This window comes from Streptomyces sp. NPDC058665 (genome assembly GCF_042714995.1).
In the GTDB taxonomy this organism is placed as follows: Bacteria; Actinomycetota; Actinomycetes; order Streptomycetales; family Streptomycetaceae; genus Streptomyces.
In genome coordinates this window covers 35,665-52,448 of the sequence record NZ_JBHXRX010000061.1, presented here as the reverse complement: position 1 = coordinate 52,448, position 16,784 = coordinate 35,665, and the positions used below count along the sequence as shown (strand labels likewise).

The 16,784-nt window shown below is 69.7% G+C and carries 16 protein-coding genes; 5 read left to right on the top strand and 11 right to left on the bottom strand.

All coding sequences use genetic code 11. The features are described 5' to 3' along the window. Window positions 1-463 precede the first annotated feature (463 nt). From ACFWV8_RS30620 to tkt, 3 genes are all read right to left on the bottom strand, one after another. Window positions 464-1,141, bottom strand: coding sequence for an HAD family hydrolase (locus tag ACFWV8_RS30620; protein ID WP_384211259.1), 678 nt, complete (start codon window positions 1,139-1,141; stop codon window positions 464-466). Between the two features lie 145 nt (window positions 1,142-1,286). Then, window positions 1,287-1,565: an HPr family phosphocarrier protein gene (locus ACFWV8_RS30615; RefSeq protein ID WP_384211256.1), complete on the bottom strand. Its 279-nt coding sequence runs from the start codon at window positions 1,563-1,565 to the stop codon at window positions 1,287-1,289. Between the two features lie 101 nt (window positions 1,566-1,666). After that, a complete protein-coding gene (gene tkt / locus ACFWV8_RS30610; protein WP_384211267.1) occupies window positions 1,667-3,679 on the bottom strand; it encodes a transketolase in 2,013 nt (670 codons plus the stop codon). A 314-nt stretch (window positions 3,680-3,993) separates the two neighbouring features. Here tkt and ACFWV8_RS30605 point away from each other — a divergent pair, with 314 nt between their 5' ends. The 5 genes from ACFWV8_RS30605 to ACFWV8_RS30585 all read left to right on the top strand — a co-directional run bounded on the left by ACFWV8_RS30605 (window position 3,994) and on the right by ACFWV8_RS30585 (window position 8,346). Continuing rightward, on the top strand, window positions 3,994-4,758 hold the full coding sequence (locus ACFWV8_RS30605; protein ID WP_384211253.1) for a GntR family transcriptional regulator: 765 nt from the start codon (window positions 3,994-3,996) through the stop codon (window positions 4,756-4,758). A gap of 2 nt (window positions 4,759-4,760) precedes the next feature. Further along, a complete protein-coding gene (locus tag ACFWV8_RS30600) occupies window positions 4,761-5,216 on the top strand; it encodes a PTS sugar transporter subunit IIA (RefSeq protein WP_384211250.1) in 456 nt (151 codons plus the stop codon). Continuing rightward, window positions 5,213-5,494 (top strand): PTS sugar transporter subunit IIB, encoded by a 282-nt coding sequence (locus ACFWV8_RS30595; protein WP_384211247.1) that lies wholly within the window; start codon window positions 5,213-5,215, stop codon window positions 5,492-5,494. The genes ACFWV8_RS30600 and ACFWV8_RS30595 overlap by 4 nt, the downstream gene beginning before the upstream one ends. 256 nt (window positions 5,495-5,750) lie before the next feature. After that, complete coding sequence (locus tag ACFWV8_RS30590) at window positions 5,751-7,142, top strand: PTS ascorbate transporter subunit IIC (RefSeq protein WP_384211244.1); 1,392 nt, start codon at window positions 5,751-5,753, stop codon at window positions 7,140-7,142. Between the two features lie 655 nt (window positions 7,143-7,797). Next, complete coding sequence (locus ACFWV8_RS30585; protein WP_384211241.1) at window positions 7,798-8,346, top strand: hypothetical protein; 549 nt, start codon at window positions 7,798-7,800, stop codon at window positions 8,344-8,346. A 1,357-nt stretch (window positions 8,347-9,703) separates the two neighbouring features. On the opposite strand, the gene ACFWV8_RS30580 is transcribed toward ACFWV8_RS30585, so the two are convergent. From ACFWV8_RS30580 to ACFWV8_RS30545, 8 genes are read right to left on the bottom strand one after another with little or no spacing between them, the layout of a single operon-like run. Beyond that, window positions 9,704-11,197, bottom strand: coding sequence for a gamma-glutamyltransferase (locus ACFWV8_RS30580; protein WP_384211233.1), 1,494 nt, complete (start codon window positions 11,195-11,197; stop codon window positions 9,704-9,706). A gap of 2 nt (window positions 11,198-11,199) precedes the next feature. Next, window positions 11,200-11,832, bottom strand: coding sequence for a cyclase family protein (locus ACFWV8_RS30575; protein WP_384211229.1), 633 nt, complete (start codon window positions 11,830-11,832; stop codon window positions 11,200-11,202). After that, window positions 11,829-12,677, bottom strand: coding sequence for a creatininase family protein (locus tag ACFWV8_RS30570; RefSeq protein ID WP_384211223.1), 849 nt, complete (start codon window positions 12,675-12,677; stop codon window positions 11,829-11,831). Before ACFWV8_RS30570 ends, ACFWV8_RS30575 begins: the two co-directional genes overlap by 4 nt. A 29-nt stretch (window positions 12,678-12,706) precedes the next feature. Further along, the gene (locus ACFWV8_RS30565; protein ID WP_384211216.1) at window positions 12,707-13,228 is read right to left on the bottom strand and encodes a cytidine deaminase; all 522 of its coding nucleotides are present in this window, start codon (window positions 13,226-13,228) and stop codon (window positions 12,707-12,709) included. Continuing rightward, window positions 13,225-13,989 carry an amidohydrolase family protein gene (locus tag ACFWV8_RS30560; RefSeq protein ID WP_384211210.1) on the bottom strand — a complete coding sequence of 255 codons (765 nt, stop codon included), beginning with the start codon at window positions 13,987-13,989 and terminating at the stop codon, window positions 13,225-13,227. The genes ACFWV8_RS30565 and ACFWV8_RS30560 overlap by 4 nt, the downstream gene beginning before the upstream one ends. Then, complete coding sequence (locus ACFWV8_RS30555) at window positions 13,986-15,014, bottom strand: ABC transporter ATP-binding protein (RefSeq protein ID WP_384211204.1); 1,029 nt, start codon at window positions 15,012-15,014, stop codon at window positions 13,986-13,988. The genes ACFWV8_RS30560 and ACFWV8_RS30555 overlap by 4 nt, the downstream gene beginning before the upstream one ends. Beyond that, a complete protein-coding gene (locus tag ACFWV8_RS30550) occupies window positions 15,011-16,093 on the bottom strand; it encodes an ABC transporter ATP-binding protein (protein ID WP_384211200.1) in 1,083 nt (360 codons plus the stop codon). Before ACFWV8_RS30550 ends, ACFWV8_RS30555 begins: the two co-directional genes overlap by 4 nt. Beyond that, window positions 16,090-16,779: an alpha/beta hydrolase gene (locus ACFWV8_RS30545; protein ID WP_384211196.1), complete on the bottom strand. Its 690-nt coding sequence runs from the start codon at window positions 16,777-16,779 to the stop codon at window positions 16,090-16,092. Before ACFWV8_RS30545 ends, ACFWV8_RS30550 begins: the two co-directional genes overlap by 4 nt. Between the last annotated feature and the right edge of the window lie 5 nt (window positions 16,780-16,784).

The following is a 16,784-nucleotide window of genomic DNA, read 5'->3' as shown; positions in this document are numbered from 1 at the left end:
GGCCCTGCCTCCATGCGCGCACAACGAGAAGATCACCCCGACAGGAAACCTGTTCGACCCGCACGTTCCCTGACCGGTTGAGATACGGCTACTCACCAAGTTCACCTGGACCGGCCGGATGAAGCGGCTGACCACCACCCCTTCCGTGCCAACCGTGACGCTCAGCCGGGCCAACTCAGCCGCTCAGTCTCACCGACTGTGACTTTGTGCGGCAGTTGGCGGGATTCGCCATCTCCCGTGCTCAGCTGTAGGCGCCCCCGCCTGGGGCCGGCCGGTGGTGGTGCGGGTGCGGATGGAGCAGAGATCCATGGAGGGGTCGCGCTGGTGGGCGATGCGGATCGAGTCGCGCAGGGCCTTCCCGCAGCCCCGGGCGGCTGGGGGAAGGCCCTGTGGTGTGAGGAGCGGGGCCGGTCCTTGGCTGTGTGCTTTCACGGCAACGTGCCGCCCGGGTCGTGCTGCCAAGTCAGTCGGCCGCGCGGTCCATCAGGTGGGTGAGGTCCGGGATGACGCCATGGGTGGCGTGCGCGAGAGAGCCAGACTCTGTGGGACCTCCGCTGTAGCCGACAACCGGCATCCCTGCGGCGAGGGCGGCGTCCACGCCCGCTGGGCTGTCCTCGATGACGAGGCAGTGGGCAGGGGGGCAGTTTTGGCTGCGGGCGGCATGGAGGAAGAGGTCCGGAGCGGGTTTGCCGAGGGGGACATCATCGGCGCTGAACACGCGGCCGGTAAACCGTTCGAGGAGCCCGGTGGCGGACAGGGAGTGTTCGATGCGCTCGTGGCTGCCGCTGGAGGCGACACAGTAAGGGAGTTGACGGAGATCGAGGAAGGCCAGCAGGTCCTGGACGCCGGGCATGGTGCGCGGCCGGGCGGCGAATGCGTCGCGGACCCTGCTGCGGTAGGTGTCGAGCCATTCCGGACCGATGGAAACGGTGGCGTGGGCGCGGACCTGCTCGTACAGGTAGGACTCGGGGCGGCCGAGGAAGCGCTGTCGTACCTGCGCGGGGGTGAGGGACCAGCCGGCCTCTGTCACCAGTTCCGCCACGACTGCAGGGCCTATGCGTTCGGTGTCGACCAGGACGCCGTCGCAGTCGAAGATGACAAGTCGGGTGTCGCGCAGGGCATCGGGCAGGCAGGTGTTCACAGTGGCCTCGCTGTTGCGGGAGGGGTGCCGGGGCCGCCGTAAGAAGGGGAGCGGCCTGCTTCTGCTGCCTGCCGTCAGCGGGCAGGCGGCAGAAGCGGGAGGGGCGACGGGGCAGGCGCGCTGCCGCCAGTTCTGGTTCCGGGTGTCAGCCCGGTGTCTGGCCGTCGTGATCGCGGGTGAGCAGGGCGGCCAGTTCTTCCAGGGCCGCTTCCGCGCCGTCTCCTTCGGCGGCGAGCACCACCGAGTCGCCGTGGCCGGCTCCCAGCCCCATCACGGACAGGAGACTGCGTGCGTCGACGGGGCCCCTGTCGTCGCGGGCAATGGTCACCGTGACCGGTTGCCGGACGGCAGTCTGGACGAAGAGAGTCGCGGGCCGGGCATGCAACCCGCTGCGAGACCCGATGACGACGACACGCTGGGGCATGGCGGAAGCTCCTTTGGCTGATGTGTCTGAAGGGTTGATGGGGGTTGAGTGGGACGGGGCCGCGTGACCGTGCTGGGCCCGTCCCCCGACGACGCGGCCGTTCACGGCCGGGCGGCTGCCAGGGATGCCTGGGCCGCTGCCACGACGGCGTCCGCGGTCATCCCCATCGCGGTCATCGCCTGCGCCGCCGGGGCGGAGGTGCCGAAGCCGTCGATGGTCACGGTACGGCCGTGCTCACCGAGCAGGTCGTGCCAGCCGAAAGCGGCCCCAGCCTCGACGACGACGCGAGCACGCACAGTCGGCGGGACCACCGACTCCCGATAGGCGACTTCCTGCTCGGCGAACCACTCCTTGCACGGAACGGAAACGACCCTGGCCGCCACGCCCTGCTGGGCGAGGGCTTGCCTGGCCTCCAGAGCGAGTGTCACCTCGCTGCCGCTGGCCAGAAGCACCACGTCCGGGGTGGCGTCGTCGGCCACCACGTAGGCACCGCGGGCCACTCCGTCACGGACCTCGTCGGCCGGTGTCGGCAGCACGGGCAGCGGCTGGCGGGCCAGTACGAGTCCGACCGGCCCTGAGCGGCCGAGTGCGCTCAGCCAGGCGGCGGCGGTCTCCGTGGCGTCGGCCGGGCGGACGACCGACAGGCCCGGCATGGCTCGCAGCGCGGCGAGGTGTTCGATTGGCTGGTGGGTGGGGCCGTCCGCGCCGAGGGCCACGGAGTCGTGCGTCCAGACGTGCACCACCGGCAGGTTCATGAGGGCGGCGAGGCGCAGGGAGGGCCGCTGGTAGTCGCTGAACACCAGGAAGGTGCCGGCGAACGGGGTGTCGTAGCCGATGAGGGCGATGCCGTTCATCGCGGCGGCCATCGCGTGCTCTCGTACGCCCCAGTGGATGTTGCGGCCCGCGAGGCCCTGCCCGCTGTCCTCATCGGCCGGGAGGAACGAACCGCCCGAGGTGATGGTCGTACGGTTGCTGTCGCCGAGGTCGGCCGAGCCGCCCCACATCCGCGGCAGTCGTGCGGCCAGCGACTGGATGACCTTCCCGGAGGCGTCACGCGGCGCGATGGCGGTTCCCGGTTCGAACGCCGGGAGCATGTCGGCTGTGGTGGTCGCGTCGAGGGGTCGGACGGCATGTGCGCGCGCCAGGGCACGTTCGGGGTACGCCGCTTCCCATGCGGCCAGTGCCGCGTCCCAGGTGCGATGCAGTTCGGCTCCTCGGGCGAGGGCGCGCCTGGTGTGCTGGAGGACCGCTGCCGGAACGGTGAATGGCTCGTCCGTGACGCCCAACTCCGCCTTCACCGCGGCCGCTTCGGCCGCGCCCAAGGGGGCTCCGTGCGAGGCTGCCGTGTTGACCGCGTTCGGGGCCGGGAAGGCTATCTGTGACTTCAGGGCGATGAGGCTGGGCCGGCCGGTGTGCGCGCGGGCCGTGCTCAGCGCGGCGTCGAGCGCGTCGGCGTCCACGTCGCCGTCGGCTGCAAGGCCGACCGTCTGGACGAACCAGCCCTGGGCGGCGAAGCGGGCGGGGATGTCCTCACGGGTCGTCAGGTCGGTGGAGCCCTCGATCTGGATGCTGTTGTCGTCCCAGATCACCACGAGGTTGTCCAGGCGATGACGCCCCGCCAGCGCCCCGGCCTCGTAGGAGATTCCCTCCTGGAGGTCACCGTCGGAGCACAGCGACCATACGGTGCGGGCGGGAACGCCGTCCGCCGCCGGGTCGGTTCCGGCCAGTCGGCCCTCGTCACGCCTGAGGGCCATGGCCATGCCGACCGCAGTGGCAACTCCCTGGCCGAGCGGCCCAGTTGTGGTCTCCACACCTGCGGTGTGTCCGTACTCCGGATGCCCCGGCGTCAGGGAGTCGAGCTGCCGGAAGCGGCGCAGGTCGTCGAGTTCGAGGCCGTAGCCGGTGAGGTAGAGCTGCGTGTACTGGAGGATGCTCGCGTGCCCGCACGAGAGCACGAACCGGTCGCGGCCCTCCCATGCGGCGTCCGCGGGATCGTGCCGGATGTGGCGCTGGAACAGCAGGTGGGCGACGGGGGCCAGCGCCAGCGCGGTGCCGGGATGGCCGGAGCCGGCCGCCTCGACCGCGTCCACCGCCAGCGCTCGTGCCACGGAAATGGCCCGCTCGTCCGTCCCGTCGAGTACGCCCGGGGCCCCGCCGCGGGAGCGCGTGGCCGTCTGCCTTGTTGCGGAGGTCACTCAGACTCCTAGAGATTATGACGTCATGATGACTTCGGAAACGTAGCCGATACCTCCGCGCAAGCGCCAGGGGTGCGAATCCGGTAGGTCCGTGCACTTCATCGGGCGGTCGCAGGGAAGCTTTCGCTCAACCCTTGATCACCTTTCGCTTCGGTCGCGGCTATTGACGCTTTCGACGACCTGTAGTCATCATGACGTCTCGATGACACATGAGCTCGATGAGGAGATCACGGATGGCCGGCCACAAGTACGCACAGGTGCGTGACCATCTCCTGCGCCGTGTCCGTGAACTGTCCGTGGGCGAACAGCTGCCCGCCGAGGGCGTGCTGTGCACGGAGTACGACGTGAGCCGCATCACACTGCGCCGCGCCGTGGACGAGCTGATCCAGGACGGCTATCTCGTCCGCGAGCACGGCCGCGGCACCTTCGTGACCCGCCCGCGCTACAACCTGAAGCACCGCGAGCGGTTCGTGAACGAGGTGACCGGCTTCTACACCCAGCTGGTCCGCCAGGGCCAGGCCGTCACCTCCGAGGTGCTCGCCCAGGAGAGCGTGCGGGCCGGGACACGGCTGGCGGCCGCGCTCGACATCAGCCCCGCCGCGTCGGTCATCCGGCTGGAGCGGCTGCGCCGGGTCAACGGAGTCGTGCATCACCTGGCCGAGTCGTACGTGGAACAGGACCGGTTCCCGGATGTCCTCAAGGCCGACTTCACCGCCGCGTCTCTGTACGCCCACCTGCGTGCTCACCACGACGTGCTGCTCGCTCGCAACGAGATCGTCGTCGGCCTGCACCTGTGCGACGAGCGCGAGGCGGCCCTGCTGGGCGTGGCCGAGAAGTCCGCCTTACTGCTAGCCACGTCACGCGTCTTCGAACCGGGCCAGAAACCGGTCATCTACGGCACCTCGAAGTTCCTTCCCGAGACCGCGGAGCTTTCCTTCGACATCGTCGCCGACGTCGAGCGACCGCCGGGATCGGCCTTGAGAACCATGCGGAGTTGAACATGCTCAGTGATTTCCTGACCGCAGACAGAATCGACTTCTGCCAGTCCAAGCTGACCTGGCAGCAGGCGGTGGCACGGGTCGCTCAGCCGCTGCTCGACGCGGGCGACATCACCTCCGGCTACGTCCAGGCCATGCTGGACTCCATCGCGGCCGGCGGAACCTACATCAACCTGGGCCACGGCATCGCCCTGGCCCACGCGCGGCCCGAGAGCGGGGCGGTGCGCACCGCCATCTCCATGTTGCGGCTGCGCGAGCCCGCTCCGTTGCTGGGCCAGCCGCAGCACGCCGTCGACCTGTATTTCTGCTTCGCGGCCGTCGACGCCGACGCGCACATGAGTGCCATGGCATCACTGGCCCGCATCCTGTCGGACGCCCAGACCCGTCAAGCCCTGCGCGACGCGGCCTCCGCACCCGAAGTCGTCAAGTTGATCACTGAGTTCGAGGAGTCCCAATGAAGTTCCTGGCCATGTGCAGCACCGGGCTCGGCAGCAGTTTCATGGTGCGCATGAACATCGAGACCATCGTCGGTGAACTGGGGCTCCAGGACGTCACGGTGGAGCATTCCGACATCAGCTCCGCCGGGTCGGACAGCGCCGACGTGTTCTTCGTCGCGAAGGACCTGGAGGACGCCACCCAGGGACTGGGCGACGTGGTCGTCCTGAACAGCATCATCGACATGGACGAACTGCGCGAGGCCGTGAAGTCCGCAGCCGTCCGCCACGGCCTCATCTGACCCGGGCGGGGCCCGCTCACTCGCCCGGCCCCGCACTTCGACCGCACCCGCAAGTTCCTCGAAGTGCACTCCGCACTCCGGCAGGCGGCTCCCCGTGCGCCGCCCGTCCGGCAGCCCGCTCGACGTCCTCCCCCTTCGCGACGTCGATCACCGGCCGCACCGCTTGGTCCGGCTGAGCGCGCACCCTCCTGCCGCTCAGTCCCACACCCCCTCCCCATGATCACGGCTTCGCCGTGCCCGAAGAGAGGCGTTGTCCGTGAACAGCGTTCTGCAAGATCTCCTCGACATCTTCCGTCAGCCGTCCGTCATCATCGGCCTGATCGCCCTGCTGGGCCTTCTGCTGCAACGCAAGTCCGCCTCCGACACCATCAAGGGGACGATCAAGGCGTTCGTCGGCTTCCTCGTCCTGGCGGCGGGCGCCGGAGTGGTCTCCGCCGCGCTGACCCCGTTCGGCGAGATGTTCCAGCACGCCTTCGGGGTGCAGGGCGTCGTACCCAACAACGAGGCCATCGTCGGCAAGGTCCTCACCGACTACGGCTCGCAGGCCGCGCTGATCTTCTTTTTCGGCATGATCGTGAACGTCCTCCTGGCACGCTTCACCCGGTTCAAGTTCATCTACATGTCCGGGCACGTCGCGCTGTACCTGGCGGCGATGATCGCCGTGATCCTCATCGCCAACGGCTTCAGCTCCTGGCAGGCCATCCTCTGGGGCGCGATCGCCCAGGGCCTGATCACCACGCTCTCCCCCGCACTCGTACAGCCCTGGATGCGCAGGGCCACCAAGACCGACAACGTCGCACTCGGCCACACCGGCAACTTCGGCATAGCCACCAGCGGCCTCGTCGGGAAACTCTTCGGCAACCCCGAGCAGTCCACCGAGGACCTGAAGATCCCCAAGGGGCTCGGTTTCCTGCGCGACACCACCGTCGTCATCGCCAGCTCCATGGGCGTCATCTACCTGCTCGTCACCCTGGTGGCCGGCCCCGGTTACGTCGAGAGCAAGCTCAGCAACGGCCAGTGGTATGTGTTGTGGGCCGTCATGCAGGCCGGCCAATTCGCCGCCGGCGTGTTCATCATCCTGGCCGGCGTCCGCGTCGTCCTCGCCGAGATCATCCCCGCCTTCAAGGGCATCTCCGAAAAGCTGGTCCCCAACGCCCGCCCCGCTCTCGACGTCCCCATCGTCTTCACCTTCGCCCCGAACGCCGTACTGATCGGCTTCCTGTCCAGCTTCGTCGGCGGACTCATCGGCATGGGAATCCTCGTCGCCGTCGGAGGGACGATCATCATCCCCGGCATCGTGGCCCACTTCATGACCGGCGCCGCATCCGGCGTCATCGGCAACGCGACCGGCGGACGACGCGGCGCGGTCCTCGGCGCCATGACCAACGGCCTCATGATCACTTTCCTCCCGCTGCTCGTCCTTCCTTTCCTCGGCGACGTCGGACTGCAGAACTCGACCTTCTCCGACGCCGACTTCGGCGTCTCCGGCCTCCTCATCGGCGGCGCCGTCCAGATCAGCCACGCAGCTGTCATCGGCCTGATCATCTGCTCACTGGCCGCCGTCTTCATCGGCAGCACCCTCACCACCCGCCGGGAAGCCGCCAAGGAAGCCACCACGACCGAGGAGGAGCCTCAGCCCGCAGCCTGAGCTCACCTGTCCGGCGCGGCGCGGCCCAGCTCTATGCCGGGCCGCGCCGTTTCGCGCGCGGACGCCCGCGGTCCCTGCCAAGTCCGGCCCCAGGTGTGGTGTGGGATCCCGGCAACGTGGACACAGAGACGGGGAGCCTCTGCCGTGCCTCACATGACCGTCTTCGCCAGAAACCAGTGGTGCTCGGCAAAAGCAGTCAGTCAGCCAGGCCGCTGTCGACGCACCCGACGAGATCGGCACCATAGCCTTGTACTTCACCGAGGTCCCGCTGCCCGCCACCGGCACCTGGAATACACCGGGCAAGGGCGGCGCCCAAGCCGACATCGTCTTGTGGATGAGGTACACAGGCGTGATCCGTCGTTGGAGGCGATCGTGACGCGCATCGCTGGTCCCGGTCGCCAGGCGCGGGAACCCGGTCGGCCGACTGGCTGGGTCATACAGAAGCTGAGCGGCGACCGTGGGAACTTCCTGCCCGCCCCGACTGTGAGCGGGCCCCGACCGGAGCACTTGTGCTGTCCCTGACGGGCGCCTTGTGGTAAGAAGCCGTATCTCAACCGAACATGATCGCTTGATTCCTGCTGGTCATGCATGGTCTCGGTCGGGGGGAGGGAGACATCGGGCGTTCTGTTTCCGCTTGTTCGTCGAGGGATGCGCGATGGCGTCGATGCTGGGGTTGCTGGAAGCGCGGGAGGTGTCTGCCCGCGAGCGGGTGGATGTGCTGCGGGAGGAGGCGGCCCGTGCGGCTGCGGCCTTGGAGGCCGGCGAGATTGAGCTGGACCGGCGGGTGATCGCACGCGAGGAGCTCGTGGACGCTCTGGCCGCGTCCGCCGCCGAGATCACTGCCGCGACGGAGGCCGAGGGCGAGGGAGGAACGGTGCTCACCCCCGTTTCCGTGCCTGCGTCCGCGTCGGTTCCGGGGGCGGTGGTGCCGCACTGGCGAGAGGCGCTTGAGGTGTCGGTGCTCTCGCCGGACAATCAGCGGATCTTGAATGTGCTGCAGGACCGGCCGGCTCTGGAACCCTTGCGGGCCAAGGACATTGCGGCCGTGATGGGCATCGACGCGGCGGTGGCGGCGAAGGTCGAGGGGGTGCGCTCGAAGGCGAAACGCCTGGCCGAGCGGGGCTGGTTGCTCCAGGAGGCGTCGGGGGCGTTCAGCGCCGGCCGCAGGCGTGTGGCCGTGCCAGGCGGCGGCCCATCCGCGTGATCAAAAGCTCGGTCTCGCTGTGCTGGCGAAGGGCAGCGACCAGTTGATCGAGCGCAGCACGGGCGTCCTCGATTTCCCCTCGGCAATGTCAGCCGAGGGTAGGAAGTGCAAAGGGGACGTCTCCAGGGCCGCCCGCAGCTGTCGGCGCATCCACGTGACGGGGAAGCCCGGGGGCTTGGGCAGGTACTTCTCCTGTGCCTGGTGCAGGCTCCACGCGGTGCTCGGCCGCGTCGGTGTTACTGGCCTCGCCCACCAAATACTCGCAAAAAAGGGAAATCGCATAGCACTCCCATTACGGGATGCAGCCGGTCTCCCATCAGCAGGACGTCGCTGTCGCGGACGACCACGGCGATGGCAACGCGCAGTGCTTGCACGCCTGGCGGCATCGCCGACGCTGGTGCCAGCTCCTTCACAAGAAGCAGAGCGAAGCGCTTCCTCGCTGCTTCGGGGGCCTGCTTGTCGGCGCCTTGGCGCCATGAATGTCCCGCCAAGGCGCCGCACCCGCGTAATCAACAGAGCGTCTGACCAGCAACTCGACGTGACTGACGATCCATCAGAACGAGCGTCAAATGAGCGTCAAGATACCCCTGAGAGCGTCATTTCAGCGTCAAGATATCGCCCGTAACGCCCACAGCGCACATAACGCACATCACCCAAACCTGCAGGTCAAGCACCCTTTGCGATGGGTTCTATGATCGCCACGCACTCCACATGGTGCGTCATCGGGAACATGTCGACGGCCGTTCCGGAGGGCAGTTCCGCCCACCACCCGGGAATCACGATCCGTTGACGACGGTGACGACAGCCATTTGGGCGGCGACGCCGGATGCTCGCCGGGGCGACGTTGACCGAGCACCCACCCTGGCAGCCTCCTCCCGGTATCCATGCACGGCGGTGACGAATGCGTCTCGCTCCTCCCAGAACCCGGAGCCACCGCTCCTCACTGGCCAACCACTCCCAGCACACTGAGAGGGCGGTTCGTGAGTCTTCAATGGGTTCTGTCGTCGCCAGATGGTGTGGGGTCGGGTGGGAACCTACTGGTCTGCTCCCGGTGGTCTGCTGGGGTGGCGGGGCGGGTGAACGCACGTCGTACCCGAGTGATTTGTCCGATTGACAGTGTCGTTGATCGAGCCGGTGATCACGGCTTCGAAGGGCCGGCACTGGAACAACAGGGCCTCCTGGTACTCATGGCGTCGCAACCCCGAGCCACCAAGAGGTCTTGTTCTCATGCAGCCACCCGGCCAAGATCACCCGCCCATACACCCTGTTCGATCAGAACCGTCGCCATGATCGATACAGATACGGCTTCTTACAACAAATGAAAGACCCCAGGGCTCATGAGCGTCGTCGGTACGTTTCATGGCCGAAGGACGGCGGCGGTCCCGTCGGCACGGGGGTCGCTGGCCGCGTCGACCACACCCGCGCGCAGCCTCGCCGTCTGTACATGGCCCGCCTCGTCGTGCGGCCCCGCCAGCTCGGCCACCGCCAGCCCCAGCCGGTGCGCGGTGTCGGCCAGATTCGGCGCGTCCGGTACGCCGGGTTCGAGGACGAGGGTGGGGAGCGGGCGGCCCAGATCACGGGAGCCGATGACCCATCGGGGCCGGGCCAGCAGCGCGTGGGGGTCGGGTGCGTCAACGAGTTCGGGCCCCACCTGGGAGAGGATCCACGCCTGGGCGCGACCTCCCTGGCAGCCGAGCGCCACCACACGGTCGGGGCCCGTGGCGAGTGCCGGACACAGAGTGTGCGGGGGCCGTGCCCCGGGGCGCAGCACTCCGGGGTGCGCGGCGTCGAGGCTGAAGGCCGAGCCCCGGTTGTGCAGCACCACGCCGGTGGTGGGTTCGGCGATGCCGGATCCGAAGCTTTGGAACACGCTCTGGATGAGGGTGACGGCGTTGCCCTCGTCGTCCACGGCGGTGACGGCCACGGTGTCTCCGGCCGGTCTGGGCCCGGAGGGCAGCGCGGCACTCTCCCGGTGCTCGCGCAGTAGCAGGCCGTCGAGGTCCACGGCCCCGGACCGGGGGTCGCCGAGCAGTGTGTCGCGGCGGAGTTCCGCGCCGCGCGCGGCGGTGAGCCGATCGGCGTCGGAGCCGAGTACGGCGAGCAGCGCGGGGCCCTGGGTGGGAGGCGGTGCCGCCCACCAGGTGACACCGTCCCGGGTCAGGCTCAGGGCTTCGGTGTCTTCCGCCCGGTGCCCGGCGAAGTCCGCGAGGTCGAGCGGGCAGCCGCGTGCGCGCAGACCCGCCACGAGGCGTTGGGCGGTCGGTCCGGTGTAGAAGTGCCGCCAGTCCTCGGAGAGTTCGTCCAGGGTCGCCGCCAGGGCGGCCTGGACCAGGGGTGCGCCGAAGCGTAGCGGCTCGCCCTTCTTGTCCATGAGCAGTGTTGACAGGCCCGGGTCGGCCCGTACGACGTCGATCCGGTTCCGGATCGCTCGCGCGAGGCCCTTACTGACGGTGACTCCGTCCCGGGCCAGGGCCACGGCCGGGGCCAGCGCCCGGCCGAGGGGCAGCCGCGCACCGAGCCGGGCCAGCTCTGCCCAGCCGGCCACCACTCCGGGGACGGTCACGGTGTGCGGGCCACCCGCGGGCATCCGCGGCCCAAGGGTCCTCAGCAGGTCCGGGTCGGCCGCCGCCGCGGCGGCTCCTGCCGAGACCACGGCGCGCACGGTGCCACTCGCCGCGTCGCGGACCAGGGCGACGAGGTCACCGCCGATGGAGCACTGGTGGGGGTAGGCCACGGTCAGTGCGGCGGCCGCGGCGAGTGCCGCGTCGACCACGCCTCCGCCCTCGGCAGCCACCTGGCGGGCCGCCGTGACGCCGGCGGGGTGCGGGGCGGCGATCGCGATCGTGGCCACGGTCAGTCCCGGGTGGTGAGGACGGCGCGGGCGAAAGCCCCGTCGGCGCCGACCAGCTTGGCGGGCAGGCATGCCAGGTCGTACTCGCCGGCGGGCACCGCGTCCAGGTCGGCGTTCTCCAGGATGAGCACGCCGGCGCCCAGCAGAGCGTGGTGGACGTCCCAGGTGTCGGTGCGGTGGTGGCTCTCTATGGTGAGGTAGTCGATGCCGATGAGCTCCACCTCCTGGGCGATCAACCAGTTGGCGGCTTCCGGTGACAGTCCCACCCACCGCGGGGCGCGCTCGGACTCCTTGAGCGGCCCGCCCGAGTTGGAGGTCTTCAGCAGGACACGCCGGTGCCCGGCGGCCCCGCTCTTCTCCAGGTGACATGGCTCCACGTCGCCGTCGACATGGGTGAGGTCGACGACCAGGGCCGGTCCCAGGAGGGAGTCCAACGACACCTCGTCGATCGGGGTCGCGCCGTCGCGGAAGTGCGCGGGGGCGTCGACATGCGTGCCGGTGTGGGCGCCGAGCCGCCACCGGGTCACGTTGGAGGCGTCGCCGTCGGCGAGGGACTCGACGATCTCGACCTCGGGTTTGCGTCCCCAGTGAAGCATCTCGGGATGGATGGGCAGCGTGATGTCGTAGATAGTCATGCGGTCGCTCCAGGACGGTGGGTGGGGTCGGGCCATGGCTCGCGGACGGCGGCGGCCACGGCGCGGGCGGTGGTGAGCAGGCAGCGGTCGAACTCCGCGCCACCGTGTTCGGCTCGGGCGTCGGCCACGTCGCGGCCCCATACGCCGGTCTCGCTGACCTGGTCCATGCGGTAGTCCCAGAAGGAGTCCATGTCTATGTGCGAGGTGGCCTTCTCCATCCGCACCAGTTCGGGCCGAAGGTGGAGCATGACCGAGGTCTCGAAGAAGTTCGCGTGCATCAGAGCCCGGCCGTATTGGACGTGGCCGTCGACCTCGGGGCCGGGGTACATCGTGACGTAGCCCAAGGCACGTACGCGTGCGTCGCGGTGCCGCACACGCAGCTTCTCCGCCGACACGTCGAGCGCCCCGTTGTTCCAGATGTGACCGTTGAGCAGGATGAACTGCCTTATCCCGGAGGCGTGGAGGGAGTCGATGACGTCCTCCACGACGGCGATCATCGTCTCGGGCCGGAGCGCGACCGTACCGCCGAAGTCGCCGTGCGAGGCGGACACGCCGAAGCTGAGCGGCGGCACGACCGGTACGCCGGTCAACGCCGAGACGCCACGGGCGACTTCCTCGCAGATGAGGGTGTCCACGGCGAGTGGCAGGTGCGGACCGTGCTGCTCCGTGGCCCCGACGGGGATGATCACGGCGTTCAGTGCGGTTGCGGTGCTCTCCGCCTCCTCCCAGGTCAACTCCTCCCACAGGACAGGGGAGCCGGTGCCGCCCAGTTCCGCGGCGAGGGGGGCGATGTCGAGCCCGGTGGCCACGGGCGGTGCGGAGGGAACGGGGGTTTCGCGGGGCATGATGTTTCCTTCTTCGCTCTGGCCGGAGTTCACCACGCGCGCCGGCTCTTCTCCGGCAGCAGGTCGAGGGCCGTCATCGGGACGACCTCGTCGTCATCGGGCGTGGTGACCCAGACGGTGGCGTCCGGGCTGTAGTCGCTGATGAGTTCGCGGCACACGCCGCACGGGGCGATGACGCGGAACCGGCCCGCGGGTTTGATCTGGACGGAGACGACGGAGACGACAGTCAGCGGCTCGCCGCCCGGGCATGCCCCACGCGCGGTTCCCAGGGCGACGCCCTCGGCGCAGACGGAGCTGCGCCGACAGGATCCTTCGACGTGGACGCCGGTGTGCACGGCTCCGTCGGCGGTGCGCAGCGCCGTGGCGACCTCGTGCCGGCCGTCGCGCCAGAGGCGGCCCAGCACCTCCTGCGCGACCGTGAGCAGTTCGGCGTCCGGCCCGCTCATGGAAGGGGGTACGGCGACGAACGCCGCGGACACGGCGGGCGCCGGTTCCGGTGTCCGTGCCTGCGGGGCGGCGCCCGAGCCGGCGCCGGTGTCGCCGGCGCTCATGCGGAGATCCCCAGCAGCCGGGCCATGTTGCCGCCCTCGACGAGAGCTCGGTCCTTGTCGTCCGGTACCGCCTTGGCGATCTTCATACGCTCCAGGTCGAAGTCGGAGCCGGGCCACTCGCTGCCCATAAGGATCTTCTCCGGGCCCAGCCGCGCGTACGCTCGTTTGACGTCGCTCATCAGCGTCGCGGAGGTCTCCAGATACACATGGGGCTGCCGCTCGGCGACAATGATCGCCTCGGGCACGTTCCACACCGCTCCCATGTGGGCGATGATCGTCGGCACTTCCGGGTGGTCGCGGGCGATCTCCTCGATCGCCAGTGGGGCGCAGAACGAGTCGTCCAGGGCGTTGACCAGCACCATCAGGCCACGCCTCGCGCAGGCCTCGAACAGCGGGTCCAGCAGGCCGTGGTCGGCGACGTGGTAGCCGTGCAGGCTGGGATGCAGCTTGAGACCCACCAGGCCCGCGTCGGCCATCCGGTCGATCTCCTCGACCGCGTCGTCCGCCTGCGGCAACGCCTGCCCAAAACCGAAGAAGCGGTCCGGGTGGGCGGCGACGAGGGAGCCGATGAAGTCGTTCTCGATACGCTGGGCGAGGGAGCACACCATCGCCATGTCGACGTCGGCGGCATCCATCCGGTCGATGATCCGCCGGGGGTCGAACGGCGTATGCGTCGGCGGCGCCTCCCCCTTGCGTACCCCGGTGAGGTAGTCGGACCGTCCCCGGACGTCCTGGGTGGTGTTGTACGCGTCGATGATCACGAACGACCGGCCTCTCTGTTGGGCACCAAGGGTTTGTGGCAGCGCACGCTGCGTCGGGGGACGAACTCCGTCAGCTCGGGCATACGAGTGCGGCAGGTTTCGTCGGCGAAGGGGCAGCGGGTCTGGAACAGACATCCGTCCGGTGGGTTCGCCGGATCCGGCAGATCCCCCTCCAGGACCTGCCGTTCGCGCCGCCCGCTGGGGCGCAGCGACGGCACCGAGGACAGCAGAGCGGAGGAGTAGGGGTGGGCCGGGCCCGAGAAGAAGTCGTCCCGGGACGCGATCTCGACGATCTGCCCCAGGTACATGACGGCCACCCGGTCGGCGATGTGCCGTACGACGCCCAGGTCGTGGGAGATGAAGAGCATGGTCAGGCCGCGCTCACGCACCAGGTCCGACAGCAGATTCAGCACCTGCGCCTGGATGGAGACGTCCAGGGCGGAGACGGCCTCGTCGGCCACGACGAACCTGGGCGAGGAGGCGAGGGCCCGTGCGATGCCGATGCGCTGGCGCTGCCCGCCGGAGAACTCGTGGGGCCTGCGCGTGCCGGCCTCGCCGCCGAGGCCCACACGCTCCAGCAGTTCCGCCACCGTCCGGTCCGCCTCGGCACGGCTCGCGCCGCGGACCCGCAGCAGCGGCTCGGCGACGATGTCGGCGATTCTGCGCCGCGGGTTCAGCGAGCCGAACGGGTCCTGGAACACCATCTGCATGTCGGCCCGCGTGCGCCGCAGCCGGGTACCGCGCAGCGTGGTGATGTTCAGCCCGAGGAATTCGATGGTGCCCGCGGCGGGCTCGACGACCCGCAGCAGAGCCCGGCCCAGTGTGGACTTGCCGCAGCCGGACTCTCCGACCAGGCCCAGGGTCTCGCCCTCGATGATCTCCAGATCGACGTCGCGCAGGGCACGGACCTTGCCCCCGCCGACGCGGCCTCGGTACTCCACACGCAGTTTCTCCGCCCTGATGAGGGGAGTGCCCGGGCGCGCCGGGGGGACCGGCGAGGCGGGCCGGGGCGGTGACCAGTTCATGAGTTCCCCTCCGTGGCGGGTGACGGGGCCGGTTCCGGGCCCGCCCGGCGCGCCGCGTCGCGTTCGGGGGCGGGCAGGACACAGGCGTCGAGCTGGCCGGGGGCTCCGAAGCGCTGCTCCAGAAGGGGCTGTTGACGGCAGGCGTCCCGGGCGAAGGCACACCGGGACGCGAAGGCGCAGCCGCGGGGCCGGTCCATGCCGGTCAGCGGACTTCCGGGAATCGCGGGCAGCCGTTCGGCGACCGGTCCGTCGATCGGCGGCACCGAGCCCAGAAGTCCCATGGTGTACGGGTGTTGCGGGTTGAACAGCACGTCGTCGCGCCGCCCCTGCTCGACGATTCGGCCCGCGTACATGACGGCGACCCGGTCGGCGACCTCGGCTACCACCCCGAGGTCGTGTGTGATCAGCAGGACGGAGGTGCCGTGGGCGGCGCGCACCCGTTCCAGCACGGACAGCACCTGTGCCTGGATCGTCACGTCCAGCGCCGTGGTGGGTTCGTCCGCGATCAGTACGGCCGGGTCGTTGGCCAGCCCCATGGCGATCATCACGCGTTGGCGCATGCCGCCGGAGAGCTGGTGCGGGTAGGCGCGGGCGTTGCGGCGGGGGCCGGCGATGCCGACTTCACCGAGCAGTTCGACGGCCCGCTCCCTTGCCCGCTGTCGCGTGACCACGCGGTGGGTGCGGATCATCTCGCCGACCTGGGCACCCACCCGGTGCAGCGGGTTGAGGGCGGCGAGCGCGTCCTGGAAGACCACTGTGATGTCCTTGCCCCGGACCTCGCGCAGTTCGCGCTCGCCGGCCGTGACGAGATCGCGGCCGGCGAATCTCACCTCCCCGCTGATGTGTGTACGCGGGCCCCGGTTGAGGCCGACCAGGCTCATCGACAGGGCGGACTTGCCCGAGCCCGACTCACCGACCAGCGCCAGGATCTCCCCCCTCCTCAGGGTGAGGTCGACCCCGCCCACGGCCGGGAGCCGGCCCGCGGGAGTGTCGAAGCCGACTCGGAGGTCCCGGATCTCCAGCACGGGCGGCGGCTGCCCCTCGGGCGCGGGGCGGTCCTGGTCGGCGGGCGCGGTCACGGGGTGCCGCTCACTGCCACGGCCGCGGTGTGGATCAGGTCGGCCACCCGTTCCGCGTGCACCAGCGTCGTGTAGTGGCTGCCGGGCACGTTCGAGGTCGTGGCCTTCATCCGGGCGGCCATGTCCCGTTGAGCCTCAGGGCGCAGGGTGCGGTCGTCGTCGGCGACCAGGTACCAGCTGGGCAGGGTGCGCCAGGCCGGCTCTCCGGTCGGCTGCCTGAAGATGAGGTTCGCCGCGGGGCGTCCCTCGGCCTCGACGACGGCCCGGTGGCGGGGTGAGAGATCGGGACCTATCTCGGCCCAGAACTTCTCGTCCGGTTCGGACTTCCACTCGCCGTCGGGGCCGCGCCGCATGTACGCCGATATCTCAGCGGGCTCGTACCGTTCAACGATCCCGTTGACGGTCTCGCCCTTGGCGGGGCCGAACGCGGCGATGAAGACGAGGCCGCGGACGGCCTTGTGGTTACCCACGTTGGTGATGACCGCGCCCCCGTACGAGTGACCGGCGAGCAGTACCGGGCCCTGGAGCGACTCGACGGCGGCGGTGGTGTGCGCGACATCGTCCTGAAGCGAGGTCAGCGGATTGGTGACGGTGACGGTCCGGTGCCCCAGGGCGGCGAGCCGGGGCTCCACGTCGATCCAGGTGGTGGGGCGCCCTCCGGCGCCGTGGACCAGCACGATGTTCATGCGGC